The organism is Pseudomonas sp. NPDC088322, assembly GCF_044740745.1.
GTDB classification, from domain to species: Bacteria; Pseudomonadota; Gammaproteobacteria; order Pseudomonadales; family Pseudomonadaceae; genus Aquipseudomonas; species Aquipseudomonas shirazensis.
This window is the reverse complement of record NZ_JBIURK010000001.1, coordinates 334,815-355,928: the sequence shown is the minus strand read 5'-3', so window position 1 is coordinate 355,928 and position 21,114 is coordinate 334,815. Positions and strand designations below refer to the sequence as shown.

General features: G+C 61.0%; 18 protein-coding genes. All 18 read right to left on the bottom strand.

Features of this window, described 5'->3' with window-relative positions:
- Nucleotides 1–262 precede the first annotated feature (262 nt).
- Nucleotides 263–1,558: a tRNA lysidine(34) synthetase TilS gene (gene tilS, locus ACIOAU_RS01605; RefSeq protein ID WP_401179530.1), complete on the bottom strand. Its 1,296-nt coding sequence runs from the start codon at nt 1,556–1,558 to the stop codon at nt 263–265.
- Nucleotides 1,559–1,614: 56 nt separating this feature from the next.
- On the bottom strand, nt 1,615–2,562 hold the full coding sequence (locus tag ACIOAU_RS01600) for an acetyl-CoA carboxylase carboxyltransferase subunit alpha (protein ID WP_101317270.1): 948 nt from the start codon (nt 2,560–2,562) through the stop codon (nt 1,615–1,617).
- A gap of 106 nt (nt 2,563–2,668) precedes the next feature.
- Entirely contained in the window at nt 2,669–6,193 is a 3,525-nt protein-coding gene (gene dnaE / locus ACIOAU_RS01595) for a DNA polymerase III subunit alpha (RefSeq protein WP_150570850.1), read from the bottom strand.
- 112 nt (nt 6,194–6,305) lie between these two features.
- The gene (gene rnhB / locus ACIOAU_RS01590; protein ID WP_150570849.1) at nt 6,306–6,929 is read right to left on the bottom strand and encodes a ribonuclease HII; all 624 of its coding nucleotides are present in this window, start codon (nt 6,927–6,929) and stop codon (nt 6,306–6,308) included.
- The gene (gene lpxB, locus ACIOAU_RS01585) at nt 6,930–8,057 is read right to left on the bottom strand and encodes a lipid-A-disaccharide synthase (protein ID WP_181088546.1); all 1,128 of its coding nucleotides are present in this window, start codon (nt 8,055–8,057) and stop codon (nt 6,930–6,932) included.
- Nucleotide 8,058: 1 nt separating this feature from the next.
- On the bottom strand, nt 8,059–8,835 hold the full coding sequence (gene lpxA, locus ACIOAU_RS01580; RefSeq protein ID WP_401179524.1) for an acyl-ACP--UDP-N-acetylglucosamine O-acyltransferase: 777 nt from the start codon (nt 8,833–8,835) through the stop codon (nt 8,059–8,061).
- Nucleotides 8,832–9,272, bottom strand: a complete 441-nt coding sequence (fabZ, locus tag ACIOAU_RS01575; RefSeq protein ID WP_101317259.1) for a 3-hydroxyacyl-ACP dehydratase FabZ — start codon at nt 9,270–9,272, stop codon at nt 8,832–8,834. The genes lpxA and fabZ overlap by 4 nt, the downstream gene beginning before the upstream one ends.
- A 115-nt stretch (nt 9,273–9,387) precedes the next feature.
- A complete protein-coding gene (gene lpxD, locus ACIOAU_RS01570) occupies nt 9,388–10,443 on the bottom strand; it encodes a UDP-3-O-(3-hydroxymyristoyl)glucosamine N-acyltransferase (RefSeq protein WP_220633205.1) in 1,056 nt (351 codons plus the stop codon).
- A 1-nt stretch (nt 10,444) separates the two neighbouring features.
- Nucleotides 10,445–10,948 carry an OmpH family outer membrane protein gene (locus ACIOAU_RS01565; RefSeq protein WP_101317254.1) on the bottom strand — a complete coding sequence of 168 codons (504 nt, stop codon included), beginning with the start codon at nt 10,946–10,948 and terminating at the stop codon, nt 10,445–10,447.
- Nucleotides 10,949–10,993: 45 nt separating this feature from the next.
- The gene (bamA, locus tag ACIOAU_RS01560; protein ID WP_101317252.1) at nt 10,994–13,342 is read right to left on the bottom strand and encodes an outer membrane protein assembly factor BamA; all 2,349 of its coding nucleotides are present in this window, start codon (nt 13,340–13,342) and stop codon (nt 10,994–10,996) included.
- Nucleotides 13,343–13,415: 73 nt separating this feature from the next.
- Entirely contained in the window at nt 13,416–14,768 is a 1,353-nt protein-coding gene (rseP, locus tag ACIOAU_RS01555; protein WP_150572026.1) for an RIP metalloprotease RseP, read from the bottom strand.
- 46 nt (nt 14,769–14,814) lie between these two features.
- Nucleotides 14,815–16,005: a 1-deoxy-D-xylulose-5-phosphate reductoisomerase gene (gene ispC, locus ACIOAU_RS01550; protein WP_101317249.1), complete on the bottom strand. Its 1,191-nt coding sequence runs from the start codon at nt 16,003–16,005 to the stop codon at nt 14,815–14,817.
- On the bottom strand, nt 16,002–16,817 hold the full coding sequence (locus tag ACIOAU_RS01545) for a phosphatidate cytidylyltransferase (protein WP_101317247.1): 816 nt from the start codon (nt 16,815–16,817) through the stop codon (nt 16,002–16,004). Before ACIOAU_RS01545 ends, ispC begins: the two co-directional genes overlap by 4 nt.
- Nucleotides 16,817–17,572 carry a polyprenyl diphosphate synthase gene (gene uppS / locus ACIOAU_RS01540; RefSeq protein WP_101317245.1) on the bottom strand — a complete coding sequence of 252 codons (756 nt, stop codon included), beginning with the start codon at nt 17,570–17,572 and terminating at the stop codon, nt 16,817–16,819. The genes ACIOAU_RS01545 and uppS overlap by 1 nt, the downstream gene beginning before the upstream one ends.
- A gap of 16 nt (nt 17,573–17,588) precedes the next feature.
- On the bottom strand, nt 17,589–18,146 hold the full coding sequence (frr, locus tag ACIOAU_RS01535) for a ribosome recycling factor (RefSeq protein WP_101317243.1): 558 nt from the start codon (nt 18,144–18,146) through the stop codon (nt 17,589–17,591).
- Nucleotides 18,143–18,886, bottom strand: a complete 744-nt coding sequence (pyrH, locus tag ACIOAU_RS01530) for a UMP kinase (RefSeq protein ID WP_101317241.1) — start codon at nt 18,884–18,886, stop codon at nt 18,143–18,145. The genes frr and pyrH overlap by 4 nt, the downstream gene beginning before the upstream one ends.
- A 181-nt stretch (nt 18,887–19,067) precedes the next feature.
- Entirely contained in the window at nt 19,068–19,931 is an 864-nt protein-coding gene (tsf, locus tag ACIOAU_RS01525; protein ID WP_101317239.1) for a translation elongation factor Ts, read from the bottom strand.
- Between the two features lie 187 nt (nt 19,932–20,118).
- Nucleotides 20,119–20,856, bottom strand: a complete 738-nt coding sequence (rpsB, locus tag ACIOAU_RS01520; RefSeq protein WP_101317236.1) for a 30S ribosomal protein S2 — start codon at nt 20,854–20,856, stop codon at nt 20,119–20,121.
- Nucleotides 20,857–21,114: the final 258 nt, after the last annotated feature.

Below are 21,114 nucleotides of genomic sequence, written 5' to 3'. Positions count from 1 at the left end.
CTAGAAGTCTGCGTTAAAGCGGCTAGCGCCGCCGGAGAAAGCGAAGGAAGGCCGAAGCCCCCGATCACCTGCGTCAATCACAGTGCATCTCGAAAAACTGCCGCGTCTGTACAGACCAGGTGCATACCCGGCATGGAGCTCGCTCGTCATTTTAGGAAATCAGCCCAGCAAAAAACTGCTTGGTAATCGGCAACTGCTGTGTTTTCGATGAAGCCACAGAAGTTGTATCAAGAAGGGAGGGTAGTCTACCGGAATCTAATCCTCAGCTCAAACCTTGCGCGTTGCTCGGCATCCGCCACTCCAAGGTACAGTCGCCCTGGGCCAGTTGCGGCAGGTTGGCCACTGCCAGCAGGCGCTCGCCCTGCCACAGCAGCGGCAGCCTTGGCCGAATGAAGTGTGGCACCTGATGTTCGTTGAGCAAGCGCTTGAGGTCGCGGTGGCCGCGGCCGGGTAGCGCCAGCCGTTCGCCGCCCTGACGATAGGCAATCCGCAGCGCTGCCTGCGGCAACGTACCGCACAGGCGTACGCGGCCGTTGCCCGGCAACTCTAGCGGCCGGCCATGATCCGGCCAGGCAAGCTCGCCTGAAGGGGCGGCCAGCCAATCGCCGCTGAGCCACCAGATGCGGCCGTGGCTGCGTTGCAACTGACCGTCGGCCAGGCGCCAGATGGGTTGCGCGTCATCGGCGGCGTCGCGCAACGCTTCCCAACCGACCCAATGGCGGCTATCCGGCAACCGCGTGCGAGTGCTTAACCAGTACTGCAAAGCATTGCGCTGACGGGCGGGCGAGAGTGCCTTGAGCGCTTCCAGAGCGAGTGAGTCCAGCCCAGGCCATGCGCTCGGAGCGCCCTGCCCTGCCAGCGCCAGGTCGTCAGCGGCGAGTTCGTTGAGCAGGCTCAGCGCCTCGCCCAGATGATCGGCACTGCGCGCCAGGCTCTGGCTGGCTTGCGGCCAGCGCTGGTGCAGCAGCGGCAAAGCCTCGCCGCGCAGAAAATTACGGGCATAGTGGGTGTCGGCATTGCTCGGGTCTTCTATCCAGCACAGTTGGGACTGCTCGGCATAGCTGTGCAATTGTTGCCGCGACAGGGCCAGCAACGGCCTGACCAACTGCCCCTGGCCAAGCGGCCTGGCTGCTGGCATTGCCGCCAGGCCACGCAAGCCGGCGCCGCGCAATAGCCTGAACAGCAGGGTTTCAGCCTGATCGTCGCGGTGCTGGCCGGTGAACAGGACTTCACCGGGGCGCAGAATGTCGGCAAAGGCGTGATAACGAGCATTGCGCGCGGCTTGCTCGAGGCTGGCGCCGGGCGCGACCGTGACGTGGATGACCTGCAGTTCGATGGCGAGCTTGTCGCACAGGGATTGGCAATGGGCTGGCCAGCTGTCGGCGGCGGCTTGCAGGCCGTGGTGGATGTGGATGGCACGCAGGGGGGGCGCGTGGTGGTGGCGGGCGTAGTCAGCGAGAAGGTGCAGGAGGACGCTGGAGTCGAGGCCGCCGGAGAGGGCGACATACCACGCGGGAGCGTGCTGCCAGGGGGAAAGGCTGTGGGTGAGGTCGATCATGTGTGCCTCACTGAGAAGCTGGGGTCGCTGCGCGACCCCGACGGCATCAACTCAGATCAGAGACCGTAGCTCATCAGGCGGTCATAACGACGCTTGAGCAGCGTGTCATGGTCCAGTCCACTGAGCATATCCAGCTGCTGAATCAGCTCGCCACGAATGGTTTGCGAAACCTTGACTGGATCACGATGGGCGCCGCCCAGCGGCTCCTCGATCACTTGGTCGACGATATTCAAGCTCTTCAGGCGCTCGGCAGTGATACCCATGGCTTCGGCTGCATCGGCAGCCTTGTCGGCGGTTTTCCACAGGATCGAAGCGCAACCTTCCGGCGAGATCACCGCATAGGTGGAGTACTGCAGCATGTTCAACTGGTCACAGACACCAATGGCCAGCGCACCGCCCGAACCACCTTCGCCAATCACGGTGGCGATAATCGGGGTTTTCAGCCGCGCCATGACACGCAGGTTCCAGGCAATAGCCTCGCTCTGGTTGCGCTCTTCGGCGTCGATGCCTGGGTAGGCACCCGGAGTATCGATGAAGGTCAGGATCGGCATCTTGAAGCGCTCGGCCATTTCCATCAGGCGGCAAGCTTTGCGGTAGCCTTCCGGACGCGGCATACCGAAGTTGCGACGCACCTTCTCGCGCACTTCGCGGCCTTTCTGGTGACCGATGACCATCACTGGCTTGCCGTCCAGACGCGCAGTACCACCAACAATGGCAGCGTCGTCGGAGAAGTGGCGGTCGCCGTGCAGCTCTTCGAACTCGGTGAAGATGTGCTGCAGGTAGTCCAGTGTGTACGGCCGGCGCGGGTGACGAGCCAGGCGCGCAATCTGCCAGCTGGTCAGATTGCTGAAGATGCTTTCGGTGAGGGTGCTGCTCTTGTCTTGCAGACGGGCAATCTCATCGCTGATGTTCAGCGAGTTGTCATTGCCAACCAGACGCAGCTCTTCAATCTTGGCTTGCAGGTCGGCAATCGGCTGTTCGAAATCGAGGAAATTCGGGTTCATAGGCATCCGTCTTGGGTCTACGGCCAGGCGGCCGGCCGGTTGATCCGTTTGGCGCCCTACCTTAAAGGATCAGGCGCATTCAGGTCGAGATTAAAAATTCATCGCATTAGCGGTATTGCAGGAAGACGTTCTCACGCCCGAACTGGTCACGCAGGGCTTGAATCAGCCCGTCCGCCGGGTCGATCGCCCAGTCATTACCAAACTGCAGCATGGCCTTGGCGTCGTTACCGGTGTATTCAAGGGTGATCGGACAACCGCCACGATGGCGGGTGATCAGTTCACCCAGCCAGCGCAGGCGGTCACCTTTGAGTGCATCATGGGCGACCTTCAGGCGCAGGCTCTCGGCCAGCCGCGTGCGCGCGTCTTCCATGGTCATCACCTGCTTGACGCGCAGGCGCAGACCGCCAGAGAAATCATCGTTACTGACCTCGCCCTCGACCACGACCATGGCATCGTTCTGCAACAGTGCCTGGGCGGCCATGAACGAGTCTGCGAACAGCGAGGCTTCGATGCGTCCGGAGCGGTCATCGAGGGTGACGAAGCCCATCTTGTCACCCTTCTTGTTCTTCATCACGCGCAAGGCAATGATCATCCCGGCCACCGTCTGCACTTCGCGCGACGGTTTCAGGTCGATGATCCGCTGGCGGGCGAAGCGGCGGATTTCGCCTTCGTACTCGTCGATCGGGTGGCCGGTCAGGTACAGCCCCAGCGTGTCCTTTTCACCTTTCAAGCGCTCTTTGAGGGTCAGCTCGCGCGCCTTGCGGTGGTTGGCATAAACGTCGACATCGGCTTCGACGAACAGCCCGCCAAACAGGTCGATGTGGCCGCTATCGGCGGTCCGCGCGGTCTGCTCGGCCGACTTCACCGCCTCTTCGAGCGCCGACATCAGCGCTGCCCGGTTGCGGTCGATGTTGGCCTGGTAGGCCTTGATCTCGTCGTGGAAGTGCGGCCCGAGGCGATCCAGCGCACCGCTGCGGATCAGTGCATCGAGAGTACGCTTGTTGACCCGCTTGAGGTCGATGCGCTCACAGAAGTCGAACAGATCCTTGAACGGCCCGCCGGCACTGCGCGCCTCGACAATGGCCTCCACCGGCCCTTCACCTACACCCTTGATCGCGCCCAGGCCATAAATGATGCGGCCATCGTCGTCGACTGTGAACTTGAACTCGGAGGCGTTCACATCCGGGGCGTCAAGGCGCAGTTTCATGGTGCGCACTTCTTCGATCAGCACCACCACCTTGTCGGTGTTGTGCATATCCGCAGAAAGTACGGCCGCCATGAACGGCGCCGGGTAGTGCGTCTTGAGCCAGGCGGTCTGATAAGAAACCAGGCCGTAGGCGGCCGAGTGCGACTTGTTGAAGCCGTAGCCGGCGAATTTTTCTACCAGATCGAAGATGTTACCGGCCAGATCCGCACTGATGCCGTTGTTGGCACAACCCTCGATGAAGCCGCCACGCTGCTTGGCCATCTCTTCGGGCTTTTTCTTACCCATCGCCCGACGCAGCATGTCAGCGCCGCCGAGGGTGTAGCCGGCCATGACCTGCGCGATCTGCATCACCTGTTCCTGATACAGGATGATGCCGTAGGTCGGTGCCAATACAGGCTGCAGGCCTTCGTACTGGTAGTCCGGGTGTGGGTAGGCCAGCTCGGCGCGACCGTGTTTACGGTTGATGAAGTCATCAACCATGCCCGACTGCAGTGGGCCTGGGCGGAACAACGCCACCAATGCGATAAGGTCTTCCAGGCAGTCGGGCTTGAGCTTCTTGATCAGCTCTTTCATGCCGCGCGACTCGAGCTGGAATACCGCAGTGGTCTCGGCCTTTTGCAGCAGCTCGTAGGTTTTCTTGTCGTCCAGCGGGATGAAGTCGATGTTCAGATCAGGCAAGCCTTCCTTGGCCTGCTCGCGGTTGATCGTCTCCATCGCCCACTTGATGATGGTCAGGGTGCGCAGGCCGAGGAAGTCGAACTTGACCAGCCCCGCCGCCTCGACGTCGTCCTTGTCGAACTGGGTTACCAGGCCGCCGCCCTCTTCGTCACAAGCGATCGGCGAAAAGTCGGTGAGCTTGGTCGGTGCGATAACCACACCACCCGCGTGCTTGCCGGTACCGCGGCAGACGCCCTCGAGCTTGAGGGCCATGTCCCAGATCTCGCGGCCATCCTCGTCGCTCTTGAGGAAGTCGCGCAGCACCTCCTCCTGCTCGTAGGCCTTTTCCAGGGTCATGCCGACTTCGAACGGGATCATCTTCGACAGACGATCAGCCAGCCCGTAGGACTTGCCCTGCACCCGCGCCACATCGCGCACCACCGCTTTCGCAGCCATGGTGCCAAAGGTGATGATCTGGCTTACCGCGTTACGCCCATAGGCGTCGGCGACGTACTCGATGACTCGGTCGCGGCCATCCATGCAGAAGTCGACGTCGAAGTCGGGCATCGATACCCGCTCAGGGTTGAGGAAGCGCTCGAACAGCAGGTCGTAGGCCAGCGGGTCCAGGTCGGTAATCTTCAACACGTAGGCGACCAGCGAACCGGCACCCGAACCCCGGCCAGGGCCGACCGGTACGCCGTTGTTCTTGGCCCACTTGATGAAGTCCATAACGATCAGGAAGTAACCGGGGAAGCCCATTTGGATGATGATATCCAGCTCGAACTTGAGCCGGTCCAGATAGACCTGACGCTTGGCCTCGTAGTCCTCGGTAGTGTCCTTGGGCAGGATCACAGTCAGGCGTTCTTCCAGGCCCTCGTGGGAAACGTGGCGCAGGTAGTCATCGATGCCCATGCCATTGGGCGTCGGGAAGTCGGGCAGGAAGTGCTTGCCCAGTTGCACCTCGATGTTGCAGCGCTTGGCGATTTCCACCGTGTTGGCCACGGCGTCGGGCAGATCGCTGAACAGCTCGACCATCTCTTCCTGGCTTTTCAGGTATTGCTGATCGCTGTACAGGCGCGGTCGGCGCGGGTCGTCGAGGGTCCAGCCCTCGCCGATGCAGACGCGGGTTTCGTGGGCGTCAAAATCAGTCTGTTTGATGAAGCGGACATCGTTGGTCGCGACCAGCGGCGCGCCAACCCGGTCCGCCAGGGCTACAGCGGCGTGCAGGTAGTCTTCATCGCCAGGGCGATTGGTGCGCTGCAGCTCGACGTAGAAGCGCCCGGGGAACATGCCCAGCCAGTCGCGCAGCAACGCTTCGGCCTCTGCGCTGCGGCCGCTGAGCAGGGCCATGCCGATATCCCCTTCGCGGGCGGCAGACAGTGCGATCAAGCCTTCGCTGGCCGGGGCTATCCAGTCGCGCTGGATGACCACCAAGCCATTGCGCTGGCCGTCGACCCAGCCGCGCGAAATCAATTCGGTGAGGTTGCGATAACCCTTGGGGTTCATCGCCAGGAAGCAGATACGCGACAATGGCGCTTCCGGATCAGCCCCGGCCAGCCACAAATCGGCGCCGCAAATCGGCTTGATGCCGTTGCCCATCGCGCTCTTGTAGAACTTCACCAACGAGCACATGTTGCTCTGGTCGGTAATCGCCACTGCCGGCATGTTCAGTCCGGCCAAGGCCTTGGCCAGCGGCTTGATCCGCACCAGGCCATCGACCAGGGAGAATTCGGAGTGCACACGAAGGTGAACGAAAGAAACCGACATGTAAGGGGGCCTATAGCAGAGCAGCGGACAAGCGCGGGATTGTACCGCAAATGTGAACGGCTGCGCTGCCACGTGACGGCCTGCAGGGTCGCAGCGCGACCCGCGCAGGCAATCAGATCAGTGAGGTAGGCACACCCGCGCGGGCTTCCCAGGCCACCCGCACCGGCGCGAAGGAGCGCCGGTGGATCGGCGTAGGCCCAAGCCGGGCCAGCGCCTCAAGGTGCACGGGGGTCGGATAGCCTTTGTGACCACCCATGCCGTAGCCGGGGTAGATCAACTCGAAGGCACTCATCTCACGGTCGCGGGTGACCTTGGCCAGGATCGACGCGGCAGCGATCGCAGGCACCTTGGCGTCGCCCTGCACCACTGGGGCGGATGGCACAGCCAGCACCGGGCAGCGATTGCCATCGATCAAGGCAAGCTTGGGCGTGATGCTCAAGCCCTCGACCGCGCGCTGCATGGCCAGCATGGTGGCATGGAGAATGTTCAGCCGGTCGATTTCATCAACCTCAGCCCGCGCAATGCAAAAGCTCAGGGCTTTTTCGCAGATTTCATCGAACAACGCTTCACGCTTGGCTTCGGTGAGCTTCTTGGAGTCGTTCAAACCGAGGATCGGCCGCCGTGGATCGAGGATCACCGCTGCCGTGACCACCGCACCGCAGAGTGGCCCGCGGCCAACTTCGTCGACGCCTGCAACGAGTTCTTCGACCAGGTTGAAATCCAGTCCCAGCTGCATCTAGCGTCGCTCCAACAAGGCCAGCACTGCGTCCGCCGCCTGGTTCGAGGCGTCACGGCGGAGGGTGCGGTGAATCTGATCAAAGCTGTCAGTCTGATGCTGACCATCGGCAAGTAACGGTGCCAGGGTCTGCGCCAGGGCCTCGCTGGTGGCGGCGTCCTGCAGCAGTTCCGGCACCAACATGCGCTGCGCCAACAGATTAGGCAGCGACACGTAGGGGCTTTTGACCATGCGTTTGAGAATCCAGTAGGTCAGCGGCGCCAGGCGATAGGCGACAACCATTGGCCGCTTGTACAGCATCGCTTCCAGCGTAGCGGTACCCGACGCAATCAGCACTGCATCGCAGGCGGCCAGTGCCTGATGTGACTGACCATCAAGCAGAGTCAGCGGCAGGTCGCGACCTGCCAGCATCTGCTCGATCTGCTCACGGCGGGTCTGGTTGGCGCAGGGCAAGACAAACCGCACACCCGGGATCAACTGCTGCAAACGCTCGGCGGCCTCTAGGAACAGCGCACCCAGCCGGCCGACTTCGCCGCCGCGGCTGCCGGGCATCAATGCCACCAGCGGCCCGGCGGGCAGGCCCAGCTCGGCACGAGCGGCTTGACGGTCAGCCTCCAGCGGAATCGTATCGGCCAGCGGATGGCCGACAAAGCGCACCGGTACACCCTGCTCTTCATAGAAGCGCGCCTCGAATGGCAGCAGGGTCAGCATCAGGTCGCAGCCTTCGCGGATCTTCAGCACCCGCTTCTGCCGCCAGGCCCAGACCGACGGGCTGACGTAGTGCACGGTCTTGATGCCGTGCTGGCGCAGTTTCAGTTCAATATTGAGGGTGAAGTCGGGTGCATCGATGCCGATGAACACATCGGGCTTCGCGTCAAGCAGGGTCTCGATCAGCAGTTTGCGTCGCTTGAGCAGCTCACGCAGACGCCCGAGCACCTCAACCAGACCCATCACTGCCAGGCGCTCCATGGGGAAGTAGGACTGCATGCCCTCGGCCTCCATCAACGGGCCGCCGACACCGATAAAGCGCACACCAGGATGGCGCGCCTTGAGTGCGCGCATCAAACCGGAGCCAAGGATATCGCCGCTGGCCTCACCTGCGACCAACGCTACACAAAGCTCACTCATATCAGCGGGTGATGCCGCGAGCGGAGCTCTGGATGGAGGCACGGAACAGCTCGACCTCAGGGTGCAATGCAGCCAACTCCTGCAACTCGTTGATAGCCTCGTCAGCCGTCAAGCCCTGGCGATAGACCATTTTGTAGGCCTTGCGCAGCGCGAGGATGACTTCCTCGCTGAATCCACGCCGACGCATGCCTTCGAAGTTCATGCTGCGGGCTTCGGCCGGGCTGCCAAATACAGTGACGAACGCGGGTACGTCCTTGCCGATCGCGGTGCCCATGCCGGAAAACGCGTGAGCGCCGATATGGCAGTACTGATGAACCAGGGTGTAACCAGACAGAATTGCCCAGTCGCCCACATGCACATGGCCAGCCAGCGCAGTGTTGTTGACCAGAATGCAATTGTTGCCGATCACACTGTCATGGCCGATGTGGGCATAGGCCATGATCAAATTGTGATCGCCGAGGGTGGTTTCAGCACGGTCCTGAACGGTTCCGCGGTGAATGGTCACGCCTTCGCGGATCACGTTGTGGTCGCCGATCACCAGACGCGTCGCTTCACCCTTGTACTTGAGGTCAGGGGTGTCTTCGCCAATCGAGGAAAACTGGTAGATACGGTTGTTCTTGCCGATCCGGGTCGGCCCTTTGAGTACCACATGTGGGCCGATTACTGTGCCCTCCCCGATTTCGACATCGGGACCAATGATCGACCAGGGGCCCACCTCGACACCGTCCGCCAGCCTGGCAGAAGGATCGACGATAGCCCGCGGATCAATTGAATTCATAGGGAGCGTTCCGCACAGGTAATCTGCGCCGAGCATACCGGCTTGCCGTCAACCAGGGCACGGCACTCAAACTTCCAGATCATGCTCTTGCGGCTGAGGAACTTGGCTTCCAGGACCAACTGGTCGCCTGGCAACACTGGCTGACGGAAGCGTAGCTTGTCGGAGCCAACGAAGTAGTACAGCGTGCCGTCTGCCGGCTTGGCATCGAGCATCTTGAACCCGAGAATCCCGGCTGCCTGGGCCATGGCTTCGATGATCAGCACGCCTGGCATGATCGGGTGGGCCGGGAAGTGGCCATTGAAGAACGGCTCGTTGATGCTGACATTCTTGTAGGCACGAATGCTCTGGGCCTCGAAGTCCAGCTCCGTGACCCGGTCCACCAGCAGGAACGGGTAACGGTGAGGCAGGTATTCGCGAATCTCGTTGATGTCCATCATTTCGGGGGGAAGCCTGTAGTAAGAATAGGGAGCGCAGGTGCTGACCACACGCTCCTTTAGCAATCCAATAGAGGAGCCAGCTAGCAACGGATCACTCTTGGCTCAGGAAATGGTATCAGCCTTCTGATGTCGGCTGGCCACCTGAGGTCACGGTCTCGAAGCGTTTTTCCATCTGCTGCAGGCGTTTGGCCATATCGTCGAGCTGGCGAATCCGCGCCGCACTCTTGCGCCAATCACCCAGCGGCTGCATGGCCGTGCCGGAAGAATAGGCACCCGGCTCGGTGATCGAACGGGTAACCATGGTCATGCCGGAGACGAACACGTTGTCGCAGACATCGATATGGCCAACCATGCCGACACCGCCAGCAATGGTGCAATGCTTGCCAATGCGGGTGCTGCCAGAGATGCCGACACACGCGGCCATGGCCGTGTGATCGCCAATCTGCACGTTGTGCGCGATCTGGATCTGGTTGTCGAGCTTGACCCCGTTGCCGATCTGGGTATCCGCCAATGCACCGCGGTCTACCGCAGTATTGACGCCGATCTCGACATCATCACCGATGCTCACACCGCCGATCTGGGCAATCTTGCGCCAGACGCCCTTCTCATTGGCAAAGCCGAAGCCCTCGCCGCCGATCACCGCACCGGACTGAATCGTCACCCGCGCACCAATGGTCACGTCGTGATACAGCGTGACCCGCGGGGCCAGCCAGCCGCCTTCGCCAATCACACAGCGCGCACCAATGAAGCAGTGCGCACCCACGGTGACATTGGCAGCGATGCGCGCACCGCTCTCGATCACCGCAAACGGCCCAATGCTGGCACTGGCATCGACCTGAGCGTCATCAGCAACCACGGCGCTGGGGTGAATCCCCGCTACAGCCTTGGGCTTTGGGTCGAACAGGTGAGAGATGCGCGCGTAAGCCAGATACGGGTCGGCGACGATCACGGCGTTGCCGGCGAAGCCTTCGGCGTCTGCTGCCTTGAGCAGAACCGCAGAAGCCTGGGAATTGTCCAGGTACTTGCGGTACTGCGGGTTGGCGAGAAAGCTCAATTGCCCGGGACCGGCCTCCTGCAAGGTGGCCAGCCCGGTAATCTGCAGCGCCTCGGGCCCCTTGAGGGTAGCGCCGAGCGCCTCGGCCAATTGGCCGAGCGTCATGGTCACGGTCATATCAACGGGCTTGGTTCATGCGCTCGATGACTTGGCGAGTGATGTCGTACTGCGGTTTGACATCGATCACTGCGCCGCGCTCGAGTACCAGGTCAAAGCCGCCTTTCTTGATCACTTCTTCAACAGCACCGTCCAGCTTCGGCTTGAGCTGCTTGAGCATGTCACGGTCGGCAACGGCCTTGGCTTCGTTGAGTTCCTTGGACTGGAACTGGAAGTCACGGGCTTTTTGCTTGAACTCGAGCTCAAGACGCTCACGCTCTTGCTGCTGCATCTTGTCGCCGCCTTTGAGCAGACGGTCCTGGATGCCTTTGGCGCTGCTTTCCAGGCCCTTGAGCTTGGTCAGTTGCGGGCCGAACTTCTTCTCGGCATCGACGGCGTAACGCTTGGCGGCGTCCGACTCGAGCAGTGCCATCTGATAGTTCAGCACAGCCACTTTCATTTCGGCGAAAGCGGGGGTGGCGACCAGCGCCGCAGCCACGAAGGCCAGTTGGGTCAACTTACGCACGATGCACTCCTGGAGAATCCGTTGTCGTTAAGCACGGGGCCGACCTTAGAAGGTCTGCCCCAGAGAGAATTGGAACACCTGGGTTTCGGCTTCTGCCGGCTTCTTGATCGGCATTGCCAAACTGAAGCTCAACGGGCCCAGCGCAGTGATCCAGGTTACGCCCAGGCCAACCGAACTGGCCATGTCCGAGAAGCCGACCTTGGTGCAATCAGGCTTGGAACCGCAGTTGGTGTCGAACACGTTACCCACGTCCCAGAACACGGAGGTGCGCAGCGAGCGCTGGTCCTTGACGAACGGCAGCGGGAACAGCAACTCGACACCACCCTGGACCAGCACGTTGCCACCGAAGGCCAACGGATCCTGATCGGGGTCAGCCGCGGTACCCGGACGGTTACCCTTGCTCGGCGTACTGCGCGGGCCGAGGGTGTTGTCCTTGAAGCCACGTACCGAGTTGAAACCACCGGCGTAGTAGTTCTCGTAGAACGGCAGACCAGAGGTACTGCCATAACCGTCACCGTAACCCAGCTCAGTGTGCAGACGCAGGGTGTAATCGTTGGACAGCGGCTTGAACAGCTGGCCACGGTAGTCCAGTTTGTAGAACGACAGGTCGCTGCCCGGCACGGTGCTTTCCAGGGTCAGGCTCTGGGAGTGACCACGGGTAGCCAGTACACCTTTGTTCAGGGTCGATTCGGACCAGCCGACAGACGCCTTGAAGTTGAGGAAGTTGTCGCCCTCTTTGTCGACGAAGTCGAAGATCTCGTCAACGGTGTAGCGACCGGTCTTCAGCTTGTCCTGCTGCACGCTCAGGCCGTAGGTCAGACGCGATGTCTCGCTGATCGGGTAACCGACGCTGACACCGGCACCCAGGCTGTCTACTGCATAGCTGGCCACGTCGACGTCGAGGTCGTCGTAGTCGGTGCTGCGGTAGAAGGCGTTGTAGCCCAGGCTGACGCCATCGGCAGTCCAGTAGGGGTCAACGAAGCCAAAGTTGTAGCGGGTCTGGTATTCGCTGCGGGTCAAACCGATCGAAACCTTGTTACCGGTACCGAGGAAGTTGGTCTGGCTGATCGAACCACCGAGGATCAAACCAGCGCTCTGGGCGAAACCGACGCTGGCGGTGATCGAACCGGAGGCCTGCTCTTCAACGCTGTAGTTGACGTCGACCTGGTCATCGGTACCCGGCACAGGCGGGGTCTCGACGTTGACTTCCTTGAAGAAGCCCAGACGCTCAAGGCGAGTCTTGGACTGGTCGATCAGGTAGGTCGAAGCCCAGCCGCCTTCCATCTGGCGCATTTCGCGACGCAGCACTTCATCTTCGGTCTTGGTGTTGCCGCGGTAGTTGATGCGGTTGACGTAGGCACGCTTGCCCGGGTCGACCACGAACATGATGTCGACGGTGTGGTCTTCATCGTGCGCCTGCGGCACGCCGTTGACGTTGGCGAAGGTATAGCCTTCGTTACCCAGACGACGGGTGATCAGGTCAGACGTGGTGGTCATCACCTTGCGCGAGAAGACCTGGCCTGGCTGCACCAGCAGCAGCGACTGGACCTGGTCTTCCGGAACCTTGAGGTCACCGGACAGCTTCACGTCACGAACGGTGTACTTCTCACCTTCGTTGATGTTGACGGTGATGTAGACGTGCTTCTTGTCCGGGGTGATCGACACCTGGGTAGAAGCGATGTCCATGTTGATGTAGCCGCGGTCCAGGTAGTAGGAGCGCAGACGCTCGAGGTCACCGGAGAGTTTTTCGCGGGCATACTTGTCGTCGTTCTTGAAGAACGACAACCAGTTGGTGGTTTTCAGCTCGAACAACTGGCCGAGTTCGTCATCATCGAACACGGTGTTGCCCACCACGTTGATGTGCTGGATCGCGGCAACCGTGCCTTCGTTGATGTTGATCTTCAGGCCAACCCGGTTACGCGGCTGTGGCACGACTTCAGCTTCGACCTCGGCCGAGTAGCGGCCCTGGGCCACGTACTGACGTTGCAGTTCGTTACGCACACCCTCGAGGGTGGCGCGCTGGAAGATCTCGCCTTCGGCCAGACCAGACTGCTTCAGACCTTTCATCAGGTCTTCAGTGCTGATCGCCTTGTTGCCTTCGATCTCGATGCTGGCTACCGACGGACGTTCGACCACATTGATGATCAAGACGTTGCCGTCGCGGCTCAGCTGGATATCCTGGAAGAAGCCAGTCTTGAACAGCGAGCGGGTGGAATCCACCAGGCGACGGTCGTCAGCCTGATCGCCCACGTTCAGAGGCAGTGCGCCGAACACGCTGCCGGCGGAAACCCGCTGCAGGCCGTTGACGCGGATATCGGAGATGGTGAAGGACTCAGCGTGAACTTCAGCGATCATCAGTGCGGAGAGGACCGCAGTTAGCAGCAGACGTTTCATGAAGTCCTTTTATTCCAACTGGCAATAAACAACCCGCCGCAAAAAGGCGGCAGGTTTGCAATTGAGCGAAGCTTTATAGTCGACCCAGATCGTTGATCAGGGCGAGCAACATCACCCCTATGACCAAACTTATACCGATCTGGACCCCCCAACCTTGCACCCGATCCGACAGCGGACGGCCGCGTGCCAACTCGATCAGGTAGAACAACAGATGCCCCCCATCCAGTACTGGAATGGGCAGCAGGTTCAGAACCCCCAGGCTTATGCTCAGGTAGGCCAGGAAATTCAGGAAATCCCCAACGCCCGACTGGGCTGAAGCGCCCGCCACTTTAGCAATGGTTATCGGTCCGCTCAAGTTTTTTACCGAGAGCTCGCCGAACAGCATTTTCTTCAACGACTCAAGGGTCAGAATGCTCATGTTCCAGGTCCGCGTCAGGCCTTCGCCCATCGCGGCCAGCGGCCCATAGCTGACTTCGCGCAGCATCGTCGCCGGCCATTCGCCACCTTTGACCCCTGCCCCGAGGTAACCACCGGAGGCCTGGCCTTCGCCTTTGCGCGCCAGGGTTACCGCGACATCCAGCACCGCAGCATCGCGCTCGATCCGCAGCTGCACCTTGGCCTCTGGGCGGGCACGCACGCTGTCGACCACTTGTTGCCAGTCGTTAAGGGCAATGTCATCCAGGCTCAGCAGCTTGTCACCGGTTTTCAGCCCCGCTGCCGCCGCCGGCCCGTTCGGGTCGATTTCGGCCAGTACCGGGGCAATCACCGGGCGCCACGGGCGCAGACCCAGCGACTGGATCGGATCGGGTTCATCCGCCCCGCGCAGCCACTGGTTCAAGTTGATCTCGTGTTGCTTCTCGGCAGTGCTGCCCTCGTCCAGCACACCCACGCGCAGGGTGCCGCTCTCGCCAAGGCGGCGCACCAGTTGCAGGTTGACCGCAGACCAGCCATTGGTCGCCTTGCCGTCCACCGAGACGATTTCCTGGCCAGCAGCGAGGCCGGCACTGGCGGCCAGGCTACCCGCCTCGACCGCACCGATGACCGGCCGTACCTGCTGGGTGCCAAGCATGGCCAGCAGCCAGAAGAACACGATTGCCAGGAGGAAGTTGGCGATCGGCCCAGCGGCGACAATGGCGATGCGCTGGCCGACCGGCTTGCGATTGAACGACTGCTCGATCAGCGCCGGCGGCACTTCGCCCTCGCGCTCGTCGAGCATCTTCACGTAACCGCCCAGCGGAATGGCCGCAACCACGAATTCCGTGCCATGCCGGTCGTGCCAGCGCAGCAGCGGGGTGCCGAAGCCTACCGAGAAACGCAGCACCTTGACCCCGCAACGGCGCGCAACCCAGAAATGACCAAATTCATGGAAGGTGACCAGCACGCCCAACGCAACCAGGGTACCGATGATCATGTAGAGCGCAGTCATATCCATCTCCGAAAGACGTTCAGGACAACCCTGGAGCGAGCACGCATCAGCGGCCGTTCCGCCGCAGCCATTCCCGGGACAGCTCCCGCGCGCGCTGGTCGGCAGCAAACACCGCATCCAGCGACGTCAGTGGCACAACTGGCTCCTGTTCGAGCACCTGCTCGATCATACCCGCGATCTCCGGGAAGCGGATACGCCGCTGCAAAAATGCCTCAACTGCCACTTCATTGGCCGCATTGAGTACCGCAGGTGCACTGTCGCCGGCTTCTGCCGCCTGACGCGCCAGGCGCAGGCAGGGGAAGCGTTGCGGATCGGGCGCCTGGAAATCCAGCCGGGCGATGGCAAACAGGTCAAGCGGGGCAACGCCGGAGTCGATCCGCTCTGGCCAGGCCAGCGCATTGGCAATCGGCGTGCGCATGTCCGGATTACCCAATTGGGCGAGCACCGAACCATCGACGTAATCCACCAATGAGTGGATCACGCTTTGCGGATGCACCACGACTTCGACCTGAGCTGGCGCAGCATCGAACAGCCAGCACGCCTCGATCAGCTCGAGGCCCTTGTTCATCATGCTCGCCGAGTCGACCGAAATCTTGCGCCCCATCGACCAGTTGGGATGGGCACAGGCCTGCTCGGGCGTGACTGCTTCGAGCTGCGCCGATGGCGTTTCGCGGAACGGCCCGCCGGAGGCCGTCAGCAAGATGCGGCGCACGCCAACTGCACCCAGACCACGCGCATAATCGCCGGGCAAGCATTGGAAAATAGCATTGTGCTCGCTGTCGATCGGCAGCAACACCGCGCCACTGCGCCGCACTGCGTCCATGAACAATGCGCCGGACATAACCAGCGCTTCCTTGTTGGCGAGCAGGACCTTCTTGCCGGCCTCAACCGCCGCCAGGGTTGGACGCAAGCCAGCAGCACCGACGATCGCAGCCATTACCGCGTCGACTTCGCTGGCTGCAGCCACCTGACACAGGCCGGCCTCGCCTTCGAGCACCTCGGTAGCACTGCCCGCCGCCGCCAGATCCGCACGCAGCCGCAGCGCAGCGTCAGCGCTTGGTACCACAGCAAACGCTGGGCTATGGCGCAAACACAGCGCCAGCAGCTGCTCGACCTGGGAATAGCCGCTGAGCGCAAATACCTGGTAGCGCTCTGGGTGACGGCCAATCACGTCAAGCGTGCTCAGACCAATCGAACCGGTAGCGCCAAGCACCGTGATCCGTTGCCTACGGCTCACATGACACCCCATTCAGCGGCCCACAGCAGCACGGCGAACATCGGGATGGCAGCGGTCAGGCTGTCAATGCGATCAAGCACACCACCATGGCCAGGCAGCAGGTTGCTGCTGTCCTTGATGCCTTCGCGGCGTTTGAACATGCTTTCAGTGAGATCACCCACCACCGAAGCCATCACCACCACTACCGCACCCAGCAGCCCCAACAGCAGCTGGCCGATGCTCCAGTCACGCACCAGGCCTACGCCCAACGCGATCAGCAGGCTGACGGCAAGGCCGCCATACACGCCTTCCCAGCTCTTGCCGGGGCTGACGTGAGGGGCCAGCTTGCGCTTGCCGAACGCGCGACCGGAAAAGTACGCACCGATGTCGGCAGACCACACCAGCACCATCACCGAGAGAATCAGGAAGTTGCCCAGCGGCCAGTGCTTGAGCAACACCAGGCCTTGCCAGGCCGGCAGCAGCACCAGCAAGCCGATCAGCAGGCGGCAGGCGGCACTCGACCACAGCTCGCTGCTGCGCGGGTAGGTCAGCACCAGCCAGGTCGCCAACCCCCACCAGATCACCGCTGCGCCGAGCACCCAAGGCGCCAGTTCGGGCAACAGGTACAGCAGCATCAACGCCGCAGCCACCACAGCGGCATAAGCGATGCGCATTGGTTGAGCCATCAAGCCGGCCAGACGCGCCCATTCCCAGGCGCCCAAGGTGACCACACAGCCGATGAACAGGGCGAAGTCGCCGCCCTGCAGAAGAAAGAATCCAGCCAGTGCAATCGGCAGCAGGATCAGCGCAGTAATGATGCGTTGTTTAAGCATTAAGCACGAGCTCCAGCCTCGACCTGCTCGCTGGTTTTCCCGAAGCGGCGTTGGCGCGAAGCGAAATCGGCCAGCGCGATACGCATGGCCTCGTGTTTGAAGTCCGGCCAGAACAGGTCGGAGAAATACAGCTCGGCGTAGGCCAGCTGCCACAACAGGAAGTTACTGATGCGATGCTCGCCGCCGGTACGAATACACAAGTCAGGCAGCGGCAGGTCGCCGGTCGACAGACAGGCCTGCAACAACCCCGGAGTGATGTCATCCGGGCGCAGATGCCCAGCCTGCACCTCACGGGCCAGCCGTTGCGCTGCCTGGGCGATATCCCACTGACCACCATAATTGGCAGCGACCTGCAGGATGAAGCGATTGCTGCCGGCGGTTGCCGCTTCGGCCTCGCGCATGGCGGCCTGCAGCTCCGGATGAAAGCGGCTGCGATCACCGATGATGCGCAGGCTGATGTTGTTGTCATTGAGGCGCCGGGCTTCGCGGCGCAAGGCCGTGAAAAACAACTCCATCAATGCGCCGACTTCATCGGCCGGGCGTTGCCAGTTTTCACTGGAGAAGGCGAACAGGGTCAGGACTTCGACACCCGCCTCGGCACATACTTCAATCACCGCGCGCACAGCATCCACGCCAGCTTTATGCCCGGCAACACCGGGCAGCAGACGCTTCTTCGCCCAGCGATTGTTGCCGTCCATGATGATCGCGACGTGACGCGGCACCCCTGACGGCGCCGCTTGCTTGGTCTTTTCCATGAAGAGAACCCTGGCCTCAGACGGCCATCAGGTCCTTTTCCTTCGCCTTCACGGCAGTCTCGATATCCGCGACGAACTTGTCGGTCAGCTTCTGGATGTCATCAGCCGCACGACGCTCTTCGTCTTCGCTGATTTCCTTTTCCTTGACCAGGTCCTTGAGCTGGCTGAGCGCATCACGACGGATGTTGCGCACGGCGACACGGCCATCTTCGGCAGCTTCACGGGCCTGCTTGGTGAAGCCCTTGCGGGTTTCTTCGGTAAGGGCTGGCATGGTGATCAGCAGCAGCTCGCCCAGGTTGGTCGGGTTCAGGTTGAGGCCTGCGCTACCGATAGCCTTGTCGACCGCGCTGAGCATGTTGCGCTCGAAAGCAACGACCTGCAGGGTGCGCGAATCCTTGACGGTGATGCTGGCCACTTGCTTGATCGGCGTATCGGCACCGTAGTACGGCACCATCACGCCTTCGAGAATGCTTGGGTGAGCAACACCGGTGCGGATGCGGCTGAACGCATGCTGGAGCGATTCCAGCGACTTGGTCATACGTTCCTGAGCATCTTTCTTGATTTCGTTGATCATGCTTGGCCTTCCTCGATCAAAGTACCTTCAGCGCCACCCACCACGATATTCAGCAGGGCGCCAGGCTTGTTCATGTTGAATACACGCAATGGCATCTTGTGGTCGCGGCACAGACAGATTGCGGTCAGGTCCATCACACCCAGCTTGCGATCCAGAACCTCATCATAGGTGAGGCGATCGAACTTCTCGGCGTGCGGGTCCTTGAATGGATCGGCAGTGTACACACCGTCGACCTTGGTCGCCTTCAGCACCACATCTGCATCGATTTCGATGCCGCGCAGGCAGGCTGCGGAGTCGGTGGTGAAGAACGGGTTGCCGGTACCGGCGGAGAAAATTACCACATCCCCGGAGTTGAGGTGGCGAATAGCTTTGCGACGATCGTAATGGTCGGTGACGCCGACCATGGAGATGGCCGACATGACCAGTGCCGGGATGTTCGAACGCTCGAGGGCGTCGCGCATGGCCAGGCCATTCATCACCGTGGCGAGCATGCCCATGTGGTCGCCGGTAACCCGATCCATGCCGGCGGCGCTGAGCGCTGCACCGCGGAACAGGTTGCCGCCGCCGATGACCAGGCCCACCTGGACACCGATGCCGACCAGCTGCCCCACTTCGAGGGCCATGCGGTCCAACACTTTCGGGTCGATCCCGAACTCTTCCGAGCCCATCAGGGCCTCGCCGCTAAGTTTGAGCAAAATGCGTTTATAGCGAGGTTGGCGACCACTCACCTGCTGAGCCATTGCGAGTCTCTCCTGCGGCGTTTTTAAGAAAATTCTGCGCGGGCTGGGTTACAGCCAGCTAACTGTAGCGTGGCGCTGCTTCAGCGCCAGCGGTACCAGGCCGGATAAACCTGGTGCCGGTTTGACAAAGAGGCTGCGCGCGTGAGCGGGCAGCCTCTTTGGGGCGACAGACGAGGCTGTCTTACTGCTTGGCAGCAGCCAGCTGGGCGGCAACTTCTTCAGCGAAGTTGTCGACCGGCTTCTCGATGCCTTCGCCTACTTTGAAGTAGGTGAAGGAAACGATTTCAGCACCGGCTTTCTTGGCCAGTTCGCCGACTTTGATCTCCGGGTTCATGACGAAAGCTTGCTCTTTCAGCGAGGCTTCGGCTTTGAACTTGGTGATACGACCGTTGATCATGTTCTCAACGATGTTTTCCGGCTTGCCGGCGATCTTGTCAGCGTTCAGCTGCAGGAACACAGCCTTCTCGCGCTCGATGGCCTCGGCGGAGATTTCCGACGAATCGAGGAACTCAGGGTTCGACGCAGCAACGTGCATGGCGATTTCTTTGGCCAGCTGAACATCGCCGCCCTTCAGAACAACCGCAACACCGATCTTGTTGCCGTGCAGGTAGGCACCAACAACGTCACCCTCAACGCGCACCAGGCGACGGATGTTGACGTTCTCACCAACCTTGGCGACCAGTGCTTCACGCGCCGATTCGCGCGCTGCGATCAGCGGGGCAGCGTCGGTCAGCTTGTCGTTGAAAGCCTGTTCCACGCTTTCAGCAACGAAGTTTTTGAAGTCGTCTTGCAGAGCCAGGAAGTCGGTCTGCGAGTTCACTTCCAGCAGGACGGCGGACTTGTCGTCGGCCTTGATGGCGATAGCGCCTTCAGCGGCAACGTTGCCAGCCTTTTTGGCGGCCTTGATGGCGCCGGAGGCACGCATGTCGTCAATGGCTTTTTCGATATCGCCGTCAGCCTTTTCCAAGGCTTTCTTGCAATCCATCATGCCTTCGCCGGTACGCTCGCGCAGTTCTTTGACCAGCGCTGCAGTAATTGCTGCCATTTCAAAATCCTCTTGGAAAGTTTTTCAACCATTCCACCCGCTCGTCACGGGCGTTCAATTCTGCTAATCCACTGTCTTGTTGCCAGCAGGAGGTCATCATGCGGCGGTATTGCTGACAGGAGGATTTCAGGTGGCAAAAAGGGGGCCAAGCCCCCTTTTTGCGTGCCAAGTAGACGCCAGGCGTCAATTACTCAGCAGCTGGTGCCGCTGCTTCTTCAACATAGACTTCGGTGCCGCCAGCAACATGGTTGCGGCCGCGGATGATGGCGTCAGCCATCGAAGCCATGTACAGCTCGATTGCGCGGATGGCGTCATCGTTGCCTGGGATGATGTAATCAACACCTTCCGGGCTGCTGTTGGTATCGACAACGCCGATAACCGGGATGCCCAGCTTGTTGGCTTCGGTGATCGCGATGCGCTCGTGATCAACGTCGATGACGAACAGTGCGTCAGGCAGACCGCCCATGTCCTTGATACCACCCAGGCTGCGGTCCAGTTTCTCCAGATCGCGCGAACGCATCAGAGCTTCTTTCTTGGTCAGCTTGGCGAAGGTACCGTCTTCAGCCTGGACTTCAAGATCACGCAGACGCTTGATCGAAGCGCGGATGGTCTTGTAGTTGGTCAGCATGCCGCCCAACCAGCGGTGGTCGACGTATGGCGAACCACTGCGAGCAGCGTGCTCGGCGACCAGTTTGCCGGCGGAACGCTTGGTGCCGACGAACAGGATCTTGTTTTTGCCCTGGGCCAGGCGCTCGACGAACGACAGAGCGTCGTTGAACATCGGCAGGGTTTTTTCCAGGTTGATGATGTGAATCTTGTTACGCGCGCCGAAAATGTATTTACCCATTTTCGGGTTCCAGTAACGGGTCTGGTGACCGAAGTGCACACCGGCCTTCAGCATATCGCGCATATTGACTTGGGACATGATTGTTCCTTGATAAGTCGGGTTGGGCCTCCACGTATCCCAATGACCAACCCACGTCGCCGAAGCGGTCGGGGCACCCAGGTCATCGTGTCGACACGTGTGTGGGTTAAGGCAGTCGAGGTCGTCCCCGAAAGCGGCGCACTTTATACCACAGACTCGGCGCTGACGGAACTGCAATCCTGTCGCGTCCGTCAGTGCTTTTTGCAGCGGGCCCGCAATCGCGCCAAAATGCCTCATATAGAGAGCCGCCAGCGGGCC